This is a genomic window from Mucilaginibacter agri, from assembly GCF_009928685.1.
Classification (GTDB): Bacteria; Bacteroidota; Bacteroidia; order Sphingobacteriales; family Sphingobacteriaceae; genus Mucilaginibacter; species Mucilaginibacter agri.
In genome coordinates this window covers 114,444-129,673 of sequence record NZ_WWEO01000042.1, presented here as the reverse complement: position 1 = coordinate 129,673, position 15,230 = coordinate 114,444, and the positions used below count along the sequence as shown (strand labels likewise).

The 15,230-nt window shown below is 44.6% G+C and carries 7 protein-coding genes; 5 read left to right on the top strand and 2 right to left on the bottom strand.

All coding sequences use genetic code 11. The features are described 5' to 3' along the window. Positions 1–7: 7 nt before the first annotated feature. Both GSY63_RS10535 and GSY63_RS10530 read left to right on the top strand, forming a co-directional pair. Positions 8–940 (top strand): carbon-nitrogen hydrolase family protein, encoded by a 933-nt coding sequence (locus tag GSY63_RS10535; protein ID WP_166585769.1) that lies wholly within the window; start codon positions 8–10, stop codon positions 938–940. A 264-nt stretch (positions 941–1,204) separates the two neighbouring features. Then, positions 1,205–1,534: a DUF3276 family protein gene (locus GSY63_RS10530; protein WP_166585768.1), complete on the top strand. Its 330-nt coding sequence runs from the start codon at positions 1,205–1,207 to the stop codon at positions 1,532–1,534. Positions 1,535–1,615: 81 nt separating this feature from the next. Here GSY63_RS10530 and mgtE read toward each other — a convergent pair whose 3' ends face one another. Further along, positions 1,616–2,977 (bottom strand): magnesium transporter, encoded by a 1,362-nt coding sequence (gene mgtE, locus GSY63_RS10525; protein WP_166585767.1) that lies wholly within the window; start codon positions 2,975–2,977, stop codon positions 1,616–1,618. 232 nt (positions 2,978–3,209) lie between these two features. Between mgtE and ychF the strand changes: the two genes are divergently transcribed. Further along, positions 3,210–4,307, top strand: a complete 1,098-nt coding sequence (gene ychF / locus GSY63_RS10520) for a redox-regulated ATPase YchF (RefSeq protein WP_166585766.1) — start codon at positions 3,210–3,212, stop codon at positions 4,305–4,307. Positions 4,308–4,382: 75 nt separating this feature from the next. On the opposite strand, the gene GSY63_RS10515 is transcribed toward ychF, so the two are convergent. After that, positions 4,383–6,467, bottom strand: coding sequence for an HRDC domain-containing protein (locus tag GSY63_RS10515; protein ID WP_166585765.1), 2,085 nt, complete (start codon positions 6,465–6,467; stop codon positions 4,383–4,385). 550 nt (positions 6,468–7,017) lie between these two features. On the opposite strand from GSY63_RS10515, the gene GSY63_RS10510 reads away from it, so the two are divergent. Then, entirely contained in the window at positions 7,018–12,615 is a 5,598-nt protein-coding gene (locus GSY63_RS10510) for an alpha-2-macroglobulin family protein (RefSeq protein ID WP_166585764.1), read from the top strand. A 21-nt stretch (positions 12,616–12,636) separates the two neighbouring features. Beyond that, positions 12,637–15,015, top strand: a complete 2,379-nt coding sequence (gene pbpC, locus GSY63_RS10505; protein WP_166585763.1) for a penicillin-binding protein 1C — start codon at positions 12,637–12,639, stop codon at positions 15,013–15,015. Positions 15,016–15,230: the final 215 nt, after the last annotated feature.

Genomic DNA, 15,230 nt, shown 5'->3' with positions numbered 1-15,230 from the left:
TACAATTATGGATTTAAGAAAAGTGAAAGTTGGCGTAGCACAGGCAACCCCCGCCCTGTTCGACATGGCCGGGACTGTTGAAATTGTCTGCAACTGGATAGATAAAGCCGCACAGCAAGGTTGCGAACTTTTACTTTTTCCCGAATCATTTATTCCATGCTACCCACGTGGTTTAAGTTTTGAGGCGGTAATTGGCAAGCGCACCGACCGCGGCCGCGAGATGTGGCTGGATTACTGGAATAACAGCATCGAAACCACTTCGCCCCATATCAAAACTATTAGCGAAGCCATTAAAAAAGCCGGGATAATGGTGGCCTTGGGTGTTACCGAAAAGGAAACCATTGGCGGCACGTTGCACTGCAGCCTACTTTATTTTGATAAAGACGGCACCCTGCTGGGTAGGCACCGAAAACTAAAACCCACAGGCTTAGAACGCTACATTTGGGGCGAAAGCGACGGCACAACGCTAACTACACTGGATACCGATCTGGGCATTATTGGCGGACTCATCTGCTGGGAGAACTACATGCCACTGGCGCGCATGAGCATGTACACCAAAGGCGTACAAATCTACCTCGCTCCCACTGCAGATGCCCGGCCATCATGGCAATCAACCATGCAGCATATTGCTTTAGAGGGTCGCTGTTTTGTACTTGCCTGCAATCAATTTGTAAGAAAATCTGACTATCCCGAGCAGTATCAATCAGAATTAACCGATGAGCCGGAAATTATGAGCGCCGGGGGTAGCGTAATTATTTCGCCAACGGGCGAGGTTTTAGCTGGCCCGCTTTGGAATGAAGAGGGGCTACTCACCGCCGAACTTGATTTTTCGGTATTGGCAAAAAGCAAACTTGATTTCGATGTTATAGGCCACTACGCACGCCCGGATGTGTTTGACTATATCGTAAATAAACAACCAGATACTATCAGGGTTGGATAATATCCGGATTTATATCTCCTATTAATCTTTAACTGATTTGCTTACACAATTTTAAATATCACTATAAGCAATAATAATATTTTATAATTCAGCATTTTTTATAGGCAAAAATTTTAGCCCAGTCTTGCTTTTTTCAGGCCCTGTGTTACCCGAAAACGATTTTTTGAAATTGTTTTAAAAAAGTTAAACTATATTTCAAATATTACTTGCAGTTTGAAAATTTATTTATATTTATGCCAATCAAACTAAGACACACTTTTAAACATGGGAGATTTTGACAACAGAGAGCGGGAAGAGGTTTTCTCAAAAAAGATAAGGGCCGGTAAACGGACCTATTTTTTTGATGTTAAGGCAACACGATCTAACGACTACTACATTACGGTAACAGAAAGTAAAAAACGCCTAGAAGATGGTGTTTTTGTAAAACACAAGATCTTTTTATACAAAGAAGATTTTGAAAAATTTGCTGAAGGCCTTAAATGCACTGTTGACTATATCAAATCCCACCAGGAAGTTGTTGAAAAACGTTACGAATTTGGCGAGGGCGTAGAAGTTGCCAAAACAGCCGACGAAGATTTTTCTTTCGAGATATAAAACAATCACTACAATAAAAAAGCCCTGCTCGGTAGCGAGCAGGGCTTTTTTATTATATCTTATTTGATTAAAGGAATTGCCTCAAATTCGCATAATTAACACGGCAATCGAGAAGTAAATAATCAGTCCGGTAACATCTACTAACGTGGCCACAAATGGTGCGGATGAGGTTGCAGGATCTAAGCCTAGTTTCTTCAGTAATAATGGCAGCATAGAACCTGCCAGTGATCCCCAAAGCACGATACCTATTAGTGCTATTCCTACTGTAAGGCCTACAAGTATCCAATGTGGCCCATAAACGTTACTAAACATCGTCCATACATAAATGCGGAAAAAGCCAATGGTACCCAACGTTGCCCCCAATAAAAAGCCCGATAAAAGCTCGCGACGCATAACCCGCCACCAGTCGGCCACTGTGACCTCACCCAAGGCCATGGCCTGGATAATCAACGTAGAAGCCTGCGAACCGCTGTTACCACCGCTCGATATGATTAACGGGATAAATAGAGCCAGCACCACCGCCTTTTCTATAGCGCCTTCAAAGAACCCCATAGCAGTCGCGGTTAGCATCTCACTTAAAAATAAGATGATAAGCCAGCCTACACGCTTTTTAACCAGTCGAAGCAGAGGAATATCAAGATAAGGTTCGTCAAGGGCTTCGGTTCCCCCTATTTTTTGTATATCTTCAGTATATTCTTCGTTGGCGATCCAAAGGATATCATCAACAGTAACTATACCCAACAAGATATTATCGTCGTCGGTAACTGGCAGAGCCACACGATTATTCATCCTAAAGGTATTAATAGCTTCCTGTTGCGGCTCATTTACATTGAGTGCAATTAAGCGGCTATCCATCAAATCAATGATCTTGGTTTCGGGCGCTACTAACAATATTTCACGGATACGGATATCGTCTAGCAGGACACCCTTGTCATCAACTACGTAGATCACATCAATGGTTTCGGAGTTCTTACCAAACCGGCGAATGTGGCTTAGCACTCGTTGTACATCCCAGCTTTTTTTAACGGCAATGTAGTCTGGCGTCATCAAACGGCCAACGCTATCTTCTTTGTAACCCAATAAGGATAGAGCTTCTTTACGATCGTCGGGCGGCAGGTGCAGTATCAGGCTTTTCACGGCATCGCCATGCAGTTCGCTAAATAACGCGGTGCGGTCATCGGGCGGCAACTCATTAATCAGCTCTGCAATCTTTTTCCCAGAAAGTTTTTTGATAATGCGCTCCTGAGTCGGGAAATCCAGGATTCTGAATACGTTAACAGCGCGGTTTAAAGAAAGCGTTTCCAGAAACATGGCAGCATGCTCTGGTAGGTCATCAATCAATTGTTCGACATCCGATATATTAAGGTTGTTCAAATAATCCTGCAACTGGTTTTGATCGCCTTGTTCCAGCAATGCCTCTACTTGCTCAACCATTTCTTCCATATCGGTGCCTCCTTTTACATTGGTATATTTAATAAACTGCTAACGCTGGCAAAAGTCGTTTATTTTTTCAAATTATCCCGATGAATTTTATGTTATCTTTGCGGGATTTTTGTGGGGTGGTTGATTGAGTTGATTAGGTTCATTGAGTTGATTAAGTTCTGACTCAAGCCTGTCTAAATTTTCAACTACTTAACCCAATAAACATAAACAACTCAATCAACTAAGAAATAAAATGGGTTTACAATGTGGTATAGTAGGTTTGCCAAACGTGGGTAAGTCGACACTTTTTAACTGTTTATCAAATGCAAAGGCACAAGCGGCAAACTTTCCGTTTTGTACCATTGAACCAAACGTGGGCGTAATTACCGTACCCGATGAGCGTATTACCAAGCTGGCGGAGCTGGTAAATCCGCAACGGATAGTGCCTAACGTTATCGAAATTGTTGACATTGCCGGCCTTGTTAAAGGTGCCAGTAAAGGGGAAGGTTTGGGTAACCAGTTTTTAGGTAATATCCGCGCTACAAATGCAATAATTCACGTTTTGCGTTGCTTTGATGATGATAACGTAATACACGTAGACGGCTCGGTAGATCCTATCCGCGATAAAGAAATTATTGATACCGAGTTACAATTGAAAGATTTGGATTCGGTTGAGAAGAAACTGCAAAAAGTTGATAAATCTGCAAAAGTTGGCGACAAAGACGCTAAAAGAGCTCAGGAAATCTTAAACGTTTACAAAAACCATTTACTGGCAGGTAAATCTGCCCGTACTGCCCCAGTTGCTGTTGAAGATCAGGATGTAATTGAAGACCTTTGGTTACTTACCGCTAAACCAGTAATGTACGTTTGCAACGTGGAGGAGAAATCTGTTAACACCGGTAACGCTTACGTAGAGAAGGTTAGAGAGGCTGTTAAAGATGAAAACGCCCGCGTACTGATCATTTCTGCCCAGATTGAATCTGAAATTGCTCAACTGGAAACTTACGAAGAACGCGAGATGTTCTTAGAGGATCTAGGACTGGAAGAATCAGGCGTAAACAAACTGATTAAGGCAGCATACCAATTACTTAACCTGAGCACTTATTTTACTGCAGGTGTACAGGAAGTTCGCGCATGGACTATTACCCAGGGTTTCACAGCACCGCAAGCGGCAGGTGTTATTCATACCGACTTCGAGAAGGGCTTTATCCGCGCTGAGGTAATCAAATACGACGATTTTGTGAAATACGGTTCTGAAGCTGCTTGCAAAGAAGCTGGTAAAATGGGCGTAGAAGGCAAGACTTACATTGTGCAGGATGGCGACATTATGCACTTCCGTTTTAACGTATAAGTTAAAACGATCTATATAAAAAAGCGGGAAAATCAGATTGATCTTCCCGCTTTTTTGTGCGTATATAATTCAAGGTTAAAACAACGATTGCGCTCCCAGGTAGTTATTGATTAGCCTTACCAGCTTATCGCCAATATCTAAGGCCTTACCTTTACCAATCCCCTTGATCGCTGCAACCTCATCAGTAGAGCGGGGCAGTTTTTCGGCAATCAATTTCAAGGTTTTTTCTGGTAAAACAGCGTGCTCCAGCATCTTTCTGTCTGCGGCAACCATTTTACGCCAAAGCAACAGATCGTCGTACAAGCGCGGGTGCGTCAACGGCTTCTCGTCAGGCACTTTACTCTTTTGAATAGGCTTATAAGCTGCATCTGTTTTACGGCGAGCGGTTAGCAGGGCATCTATATTGAAGTTGCTTTTTGCTACCAAAAACAAAGCATGTTTAGTTAACAAGAGGCTTAAACAGTTATCCAACAGGCCTGTAAACCTATGTTGATCGGGAATATTGTCCCAGGGCGCTGATACCATATTGTGCATGGCAGCCGTTACTTCAGCTATCTTCGGGATAAAATACCCCGCGGCCTTTTTTAGCCTTTCTAAAAAAATCGGCTGGTTGCTTACACCTTCGTCATCCGATAAAGCGTTTACTTCCTGCCGTACAAAGCGATCGGCAACTTTGGCTACGTCAGTCGTCAAAACAGGATCGGCTTGATTATAGAGGTCTATAATTGGCCCCAATGGCAGCAGTTTCAATAGCTGACCTAGTTGTTTCCAGCTTGCGGTAATGGCTTTGAAATCCATCAGGTTGGTAACCAGTCCACGTTCATACAGATGGATAGATTGCTGTAAAAGCTGTTGATCCGGTGGCCTAATAACTGCACCATTCATAAAACGCACCACAGCAGGGTCCGTAATAATATTGTTTTGTTGCACAGGGGCATTCAGTATCAATCCCTCCAAGCTACGGCAACGGCTAAGGGCCACATAGGCCTGTCCATGTGCAAATGCGGCACTCACATCTACAATTGCCTTATCAAAAGTTAGGCCCTGGCTTTTATGAATGGTAATGGCCCAGGCCAGTTTCAATGGATATTGCGAAAACGAACCGGAGTTGTTCTCCGTTATTTTTTGATCGGTTTGATCCAACCCGTATTTAATATTTTGCCATACTTCGGGTATTGCAAGAAACTCCGAGCCATCGTCCGAAAACTTTAATGTAATTGCTTCGCCACTTATGCTCTCCACACTGGCCGTACGCCCATTGTAATACTGTTTTTTGCCCGATGAATCGTTCTTAGTAAACATCACATGCGCCCCCACTTTCAATTGGAGTTCTTCATCCGCAGGGTAAGCGTCCTTAGGGAAATCGCCACTAACAATCGCTTTAAAGCGATGCAGCTCACCGTCCAACTGTTCCAATCGCTGACGATTGATCTCTCCTACTAATTGATTATGGGTTGTCAGGGTAATATGGTCTTCCCTATCTATCGTATCCGATGCATTTTGGTAACGTTGGTTCAGGATATCAAGCAAATCTGCATCCAGCGCAGCGTTACGGATGCCATTCAAAATATCGATAAACACAGGATCTGACTGGCGGTACACCTTAGTTAACTCAAACGTAACTAGTGGTGACGCCTTGAATACCTGACTCTCAAAAAAATACGGGCTTGCATAATAAGCACTCAAAAGCGACCAATCCTGGTTAGCCACCGGGGGCAGTTGGTAAAGATCACCAATCATTAAAACCTGCACCCCGCCAAATGGTTGAGTAGAACCGTTTATATTTTGCAGCACTCGGTTAACGTAGTCTAGGATATCGGCACGCACCATACTGATCTCGTCTATGATCAGTAGTTCGAGGCATTTCAGCAGTTTTATTTTATCGGGGGCATAATTGGTGTTACCGGCATCCTCGCTGGCAGGTACAGGCGGCAATGGGCCAAACGGAATCTGAAAAAAGGAATGCATGGTAACCCCGCCTGCGTTTAATGCGGCTACCGCAGTCGGCGCAACAATGGCCAGATTTTTAGTAACCTCATTCTTAATTTTACGGAGCAGTGTAGTTTTACCGGTACCCGCCTTCCCGGTCAAAAAGATAGGCTGATTAGTGTATTTAATAAAGTCTAAAATAAGCTCCTGAGGTGTATTTTCGTTCGTCATTTACCGTTACTAATGTTTTCTCCCTGCCCCGCTTAAATACACTTGGCATGCGCCAATTACTAAAATAATTGGCATCGCAAATTAGCTATTTTTAGTTTGGTTATCTAAACCAAACTAAAATTTAGGAAGATCACAGTTTAGCTAAAATTTATGATGAGGCTATTAAAAATCAATTCACAGAGCTACAGTTAAGTGGTGCGTTCCAACTGCACCACTGTGTTCCACTTTGCGGACTAATAAGTCTGTATCACAACCTTATTAAAGCTACAGTAAACTAAAAATCAAATAATTACAAAAAAATATCTTTATTTCGAACTCAAAAAATGTTCCACTTCTGCATACTTTTAAGTATGTTTTCGGAACGAATAAGTCAGCAAAGCTCAACCATTGCACCAGTCCGTTAGGCAGGTTGATTCTGCTGTCACATACAAGTTCGAAAATCACTTCCACTACCCTCCCAGAAAAGGTTAACGCAATAGTTTAAGAATATAAAGCCATTATTTGATTTTATTGTTATTCAGGTATATTTGATTATCAACCTTATTAAAATATGCCACTCGAGAACATCCGGTTTACTCGTCGCAACAGCTTGATTGGGGCAGGCGCAGCCGTATTTATTTTAGCCTTTTCTTTATTTGTAATTTTCAGACATCGCCACAAAACTGAGGTCGACCGTGCCTTTAGCAAGTATATCCAATCTTATACCGCGGGGGTAATTTCTAAAGAAAGCAGCATCCGCATAAAGTTGGCTAATGAGGTGCAAACCATTCATGCGCAAAACGAACCCTTAAAGGATGGCACCTTCGATTTCTCGCCATCGGTAAAAGGAAAAGCTTATTGGGTAGACGCCCAAACGGTGGAATTTCGACCCGAACAGAAACTGGATCCGGACAAGAACTATGAGGTAGATTTTAACCTAGGGAAAGTAACTAAGGTACCCGATGATTACGAGCATTTTGTGTTTGGTTTTAAGACGATCAAACCCGATTTCACTGTTGATTTTGATGGGTTACAAACAGCAACTTCCACATCGCTCGATAAGATGAAACTGACCGGTGTTGTACAAACTGCCGACAATGAAGAACCCGCGAAGATTGAAAAACTGCTTAGCTCTAGTTACACTTCCAACGTTAAAATTACCTGGGTACATCATCCTGCAACTAAAACTCACGAGTTTACTGTAAATAATGTACCGAGGCCAAACGGGGGTTCTGCCAGCCTCGCCATCAACTGGGATGGCAGCGCGCTGGATATTGACAAAAAAGGGCGCTCTGATTTTGAGATTCCGGCGGTAGGCGTATTTAAATTACTGGCAATTAAGGCCATTCAGGAACAAGATCAGTATGTGCTTTACCAATTCTCTAATCCAATCAGAATCGGCCAGGAATTAAATGGACTTCTAAGCCTGAGTAATGTAACCGACCTGGCCTATACCATTGATGGCAGTATGGTAAAACTCTACGCACCAGACCGCCTAAACGGAAATTATACCGCCACGGCAAGCGAAGGAATAGAAGATATTACTCACAAAAAACTCACCGAAAGCTTTACCGCTAACCTGTTTTTCGAGAATCGTTTACCCGAAGTAACCATACCCGGCAAAGGCGTTATTTTACCAGATTCGGGCAAGCTGATGATGCCTTTCGAAGCTGTTAACCTTAATGCCGTTGATGTAAGCATCATTAAAATTTACGAGAACAACGTACCGCAATACTTCCAGAATAATGGGTTCGACGGTTCGGAACAGCTAAGGCAGGTTGGACGTCCGGTGGTGGAAACAACCATCAGGTTGGACGAAGACAAGAGTCTTAACCTAAACAAGAAGAACCGCTTTATGCTGGACATAGACCACCTAATGCGCACCGAACCGGGGGCGATTTACCGGGTGGTGATTGGCTTCCGTAAGTCGTATTCGTTATATAACTGTAAGGTTCAAAAAACTACCGCTAAAGAAGCCGATAACAATACAGACGAAGATGGAGATGAAGGATACGGCGGCTATGACAGTGGCGTGCACGACGACGATGACCAGTTTTGGCAACGATACGATAGTTATTACCCCGAAGGTTATCGCTGGGACGAAAAAGACGATCCCTGTACTGCTTCTTATTACAGTAAAGACCGCTGGGCAACCCGCAACGTTATCGCTTCAAACATAGGGCTTATTACCAAACGGGGGAATGATAATAGCATGCTGGTAGCGGTGACCAATATTCTTACTGCCCAACCAATGGCCAATGTTGATCTGGAATTACTTGATTTTCAAAAGCAAGTAATTTATAAAGGATCGTCGGACGGCGACGGATTCGCTAAATTTATGCTTAAACGCAAACCATATCTACTGGTTGCTAAAAGTGGCAAAGAGCGTGGTTATTTAAAACTGGATGATGGTAGCGCATTGCCTTTATCGCGTTTTGATGTGGGCGGCGAGCAAATTCAGAATGGATTAAAGGGCTTCATTTACGGCGAGCGCGGCGTGTGGCGACCGGGTGATTCGATATTTGTATCCTTCATTCTGGAAGATAAATTAAGGACCCTGCCACCAGATCACCCAGTAGAGTTTGAGTTTTATAATCCGCAAGGCCAGCTATACAAACGTATTACCAAAACAAATTCGGTAGATGGGTTCTATAGTTTCCATACGGCAACCACCACTTCATCGCCAACCGGCAATTGGATGGCCAAGGTAAAGGTAGGTGGTGCTGTATTTGAAAAAAGCTTAAAAGTGGAAACAATTATGCCTAACCGCTTAAAGCTTAACCTCTCATTCGGCGATAAGGACGAATTGATTAAAGGCGCCAGCAGCAACGGTGTACTTACAGCAAAATGGCTGTTCGGTGGTATCGCTCAGAACCTTAAAGCCAAGGTCGATGCCTTTTTATCGCCACAAAATACCAGGTTCAAAAATTACAATGGCTACGTATTTGATGATCCCACCCTACCGTTTGGAACCCAAACTCAAACCATTTTTGATGGCAAGCTTAACGCCGAAGGCACCGCGTCTGTTAATGCCGACGTGGATATTGAAAAGCAGGCACCCGGTCAGCTGAAAGCAAATTTCCTGGTTAAGGTTTTTGAACCAGGAGGTAATTTCAGCATTCAACAGGTTTCGATGCCTTATAATGTTTACAACGGTTATGTGGGCATCAAAGTGCCCGAGGGCAGCTCACTTAGCGGAATGTTAACTACCGATAATACGCACAGCATAGATATTGCCGATGTTGATGTTAATGGCAACCCTTTTCGCGGCGTTAGGTATGTGGATGTAGAACTTTATAAAATACAGTGGCGTTGGTGGTGGGATCAAACCGGCGACGAGATGAGCAACTTTACCCAAAACCAATATAACAAACTGGTGCAAACCCAAACCGTAGTGGTAGAAAATGGCAAAGCCAAATGGGACTTACGGGTTAACCAAGCAGATTGGGGTCGCTATCTTATTAAAGTTAAAGACCGCCAGAGCGGGCACTCTACCGGCAAAATTGTTTATATAGACTGGCCAAACTGGGCAGAGCGCTTGCAGCAGGACAATCCGACTGAGGCAGCCATGCTATCTTTCACATCAGATAAAAAAGCTTATAAAGTTGGCGAAGAAGCCGTACTCACTATCCCTACCGCCAATGATGGCCGTGCGTTGATTAGTTTCGAGAACGGCAGTAAGGTGGTGAAATCTGCCTGGATTGATACCCGCAAAGGCCAAACCCAATATCGCTTTAAGGTTGACGAAACCATGGCACCCAACATTTTTGTAAATGTTACCCTGCTGCAACGGCATGCTCAAACCTTAAACGATTTACCGATACGCATGTATGGTGCTATACCACTTAAAGTTGATAATCCGGCGACGGTATTAAAGCCGGTGATCAGTATGCCGGATAAGATCAGACCGGAGACAGCATCAGCCATTACGGTATCGGAAGCATCGGGTAAGGAAATGACTTATAGCATTGCCATTGTTGATGAAGGCATACTCGATCTCACCAATTATAAAACACCCGACCCGCATGAAGCATTTTATGCCCGTGAGGCGCTCGGCGTTAAGACCTGGGATCTGTTCGACTATGTAATTGGCGCCTACGGCGGTGATCTGGAAAGAATACTCAGCATAGGTGGCGACCAATCTTTGGGTAACAACAAGAACGTGTCTGTAAACCGGTTTAAACCAGTGGTGAAATTTTTAGGGCCGTTCCGTTTAGGCAAAGGCGAAAGGCAGACACAGCATTTTACCTTGCCGCAATACATCGGTTCTGTAAGGGCGATGGTGATAGCGGGGCACGATGGTGGCTATGGCTTTGCAGAGAAGGCTGTAGCCGTTAAAAAGCCATTAATGATATTGGCAACCTTACCACGGGTGCTAGGTCCATCAGAAAAGTTCCAGTTGCCGGTTACCGTTTTCGCAATGGAGAATAATATTAAAACGGTTAATGTATCTATCCAGTCTAACGCGTTTAACAGCGATGCAGGTAATCAGCGCATAGTAAGCTTTGCTAAACCCGGCGATCAGTTAGTAACCTTCGATTTGGATGTGAAGAGCATGGTTGGCATTGGCAAGGTGCGCATCACAGCCAAAAGCGGCAGCGAAACAGCGGTTCAGGATGTAGAACTAAATATCCGTAACCCTAACCCGCCGATGACGCGCGTACTGGAAAAAACGCTCAACCCGGGCGAAAGCTGGAACACAAGCTACACTCCCGCCGGTATGATTGGTACCAACAAGGCCACATTGGAAATTTCTGCTATACCAGCCTTAAACCTGGCTAAAAGGCTAGAGTACCTTATCCACTACCCTTACGGTTGTGTAGAGCAAACTACCTCATCGGGCTTCCCGCAGTTGTATTTAGATCAATTGGTGCAACTTTCACAACAACAGCAGGCAGAGGTTCAGCGCAATATTAAATCCACTGTCAACAGGCTCGGCGGATTCCAGCTTCCGGGCGGGGGCCTTAGCTACTGGCCGGGTGTTGGCGAACCCGACGACTGGGGCACCAACTATGCCGGGCACTTTATGCTGGCCGTGCAGGCCAAAGGTTACAGCCTGCCTGTAGGCTTTTTAGATAACTGGAAACGCTATCAAAAGCAACGGGCTATAAATTGGGTTTATGATCCGCATAAAGATCCTTACGGCGATCTCACTCAAGCCTATCGCTTATATCTGCTTGCTATGGCACACACGCCTGAGCTTGGCGCTATGAACAGACTGAAGGAGTCTAAATACCTGAGCGTACAAAGTAAATGGCGGCTCGCGGCGGCTTACAAGCTTTCCGGGCAGCCAGAGATTGGTTTGCAGATGATCAAAGGTTTAAGTACAACCATTCAACCATACAACCAACTTTACGGCACTTATGGCTCGGACCTGCGCGACGAAGCCATGATTCTGGAAACGCTTACCCTTTTGGGAGATCATCAGCGGGCTAATAACGTATTGCAAAGCGTGGCAGCGCACTTGTCGCAGGATAGCTGGTATAGCACACAAACTACTGCGTATGGTTTACTAGCGGTTGCGCAATATTGCGGTCAAAATAAATCGGGCAATAAACTGATGTTTAGCTATCAAAATGGCAACGCCAAAGGCACCATTACCTCGCCCGCATTTATATGGCAGGGGCCGCTTACCCCTACCGGCGGCCAGGCACTGGTGAAAAATAATGGCAATAACCGTCTTTATCTGCGACTAATTCAGCGAGGGCAACCAGCGCCGGGGCAAGAACAAGTGACCGAAAACAACAGCGATGTACTGCAAATGAACGTAAGTTATATCACACTTAAAGGCGAGACTGTTGATGTTTCATCGCTGAAACAGGGTACAGATTTTGTCGCGAAAGTCACTATTAAGAATCCTGGGCACAAGGGCCGGTACGATAATATGGCGCTGTCGCAGATTTTCCCTTCTGGATGGGAAATTTTAAACACTCGCATGCTGAATAACGATGAAGTGTTTAAATCATCTTTATCAGATTACCAGGACATTCGCGATGACCGGGTTTATACCTATTTTAAACTCGACGAGCGCGAAGAACATACGTATTACGTAATGCTTACGGCGGCTTATACGGGGCGTTACTATTTACCGGCCACTTATTGCGAGGCAATGTATAATGCCTCTATCAACGCAGTAGAAAAAGGCAGATGGGTAGAAGTGGTGAAGTAGGCAGCGGGACAGAATTTGTAAATGATTAAAAAGCCAAAAATTACTAAATCAAGGGCAGCAATACTATTAATAATATCGGTATTGCTGCTCTTGTTTTGGTTTTGCCTGCCCTCGCCGCTCTTCAACAGTCCAACATCTTATGTGATAGACGATAGCGACGGTGTCTTATTGGGCGCATCCATCGCTAAAGACGGGCAATGGCGGTTTCCGTATGACGCGAAGGTTCCGGAGAAATTTAAACAGTGTATTATCGCATTTGAGGATAAACGTTTTGAGCATCATCCGGGTGTGGATCTATTGGCGTTTAGCCGCGCCATCCGTCAAAATATAAAGTCCGGGCGCGTAAGTAGCGGTGGTAGTACGATTACTATGCAGGTGATCCGCCTGGCTACTCATCATAAACGCACCTACTGGAATAAGCTACTCGAAATGATAATGGCTTTACGGCTGGAGCTAACCCACAGCAAAAGCGAGGTATTGGCGTTGTACGCAAGTAATGCTCCCTTTGGCAGCAACGTGGTCGGCCTCGATGCTGCCTCGTGGCGGTATTTTGGCCGAAGCCCAGATCAACTCTCATGGGGCGAAATGGCGGCCATGGCGGTTCTGCCTAACTCGCCTTCATTGGTTCATCCCGGCAAAAACCGTGTGACTTTGCTTAAAAAGCGTAACCTGCTTTTGGACAAGCTTGGTGCCAATGGCATTATTGATCAGAATACGGTTATGCTTGCCAAGTTAGAGCCCATGCCCAATAAGCCCGTTCCCCTACCCGAATATACCCCCCATTTACTTGCCAGATTCGTTGCAGAGCATCGGGATAATCCAGCCGGTCATACCCGCATTACCAGCACCATTAAAGCATCATTGCAACAACAGGTAAGCGACATTATTGAACGTCATCACACCGTACTAAAGGCTAATCACACCAACAATATTGCTGCCATAGTACTCGATGTAGAAACCGGCGCAGCATTAGCCTACGCCGGTAACATCTACCATACCAACGACCCGTTGATGGAAAGCAGCGTGGATGTGATTGGCGCACCGCGTAGTCCGGGGAGTACTTTAAAGCCATTATTATATGCGGCGATGTTGCACGATGGATTAATTCTTCCACATACATTAATCCCCGACATACCTACGCAAATTGCAGGGTACCATCCCGAAAATTTTGATCTGGGGTATGATGGCGCTGTACCTGCGTCAAAGGCTCTTGCGCGTTCCTTAAACGTGCCTGCGGTAAAGCTTTTGCAGAAATATAAGTACGAACGTTTTTACGATTTCCTGAAGAAAGTAGGCATCACTACACTAAAACAGCCGGCTGATTTTTACGGGTTATCGCTCATCCTCGGTGGCGGCGAAAACTCGCTTTGGGAACTTACCGGCGCTTATGCAGACATGGCAAGGATACTTAACCACTACAAAAAATACAATGGCCTGTACAGCCCAGCAGATTACCATTCGCCGGTATATGCGCTTAGCTCGCCAGAAAAACCTAAATTACAGAAAACAGGCCTATTGGATGCCGGGTCTATTTTTTACACGCTGGAAGCTATGGAAGAAGTGATGCGGCCAGGCGAGGAAATGCTGTGGCAACAGTTTGGTTCTACACAACGCATTGCCTGGAAAACCGGCACCAGTTTCGGCTTTCGTGATGGTTGGGCAATAGGTATTACCCCTAAATATGTTGTGGGTGTTTGGGTTGGTAATACCACGGGCGAAGGCCGCCCTAATTTAACGGGAGTAAATACCGCTGCACCTGCACTTTTTGAAATTTTTCGCTTATTGCCTGTGGCACGGGATTGGTTTGAAAAACCTGTTAATGAAATGGTGAAGATCAAGGTTTGTCATCAGAGCGGTTTCCGGGCGGGTGAATATTGCGATGATACTGATGATATGTGGGTGCCTGTTGCCGGACTAAAATCTCCGGTATGCCCTTATCATCAACTGGTACATCTCGATCTTAAAAGCCAATACCAGGTAAATAGTGACTGTGTATTACCCGATCAAATCATCAACCGGCATTGGTTTGTGTTGCCGCCCGCAATGGAGTATTACTACAAAACCAAAAACTATCTGTATCACACACTCCCTCCTTTCCGCAGCGATTGCACCGATGCAGATAAGCAACAGCCATTGGAGGTGATATATCCCAAAGATGGCGCAAAAGTGTACATACCGATTGAAGCAGACGGAAGCAGGGGTCGTATCATTTGCAATGCAGCACACCGCCAACAAGGCGTAAAGATATACTGGCACCTCGACGATAAGTTTGTAGGCACAACGGTCGATTTTCATCAAATGGCATTGGAGCCGCCACCCGGCAACCATATATTAACCTTGGTTGACGCCAGCGGAAATACTGTTTCATTAAAATTCACTGTCCTACAGAAAAACAAATAAGTTTACTTGGGTCTCATTTGTCGAACAGAAGCCAAGTAGACATTAATTTCGATTAAACAAGATTTTGGTGAATATAAATAGTTCCTATTGTGTACCAACCATCTGTTTATCCTAAACTTACAATTAGTTAAAGTGCAAAATATAAGTTTGCTGCCCGAGTAATGGTAAGTTTGTTTCTGACGCTGGTTCAAAATGGCACTGCGACTGAGCTTCAA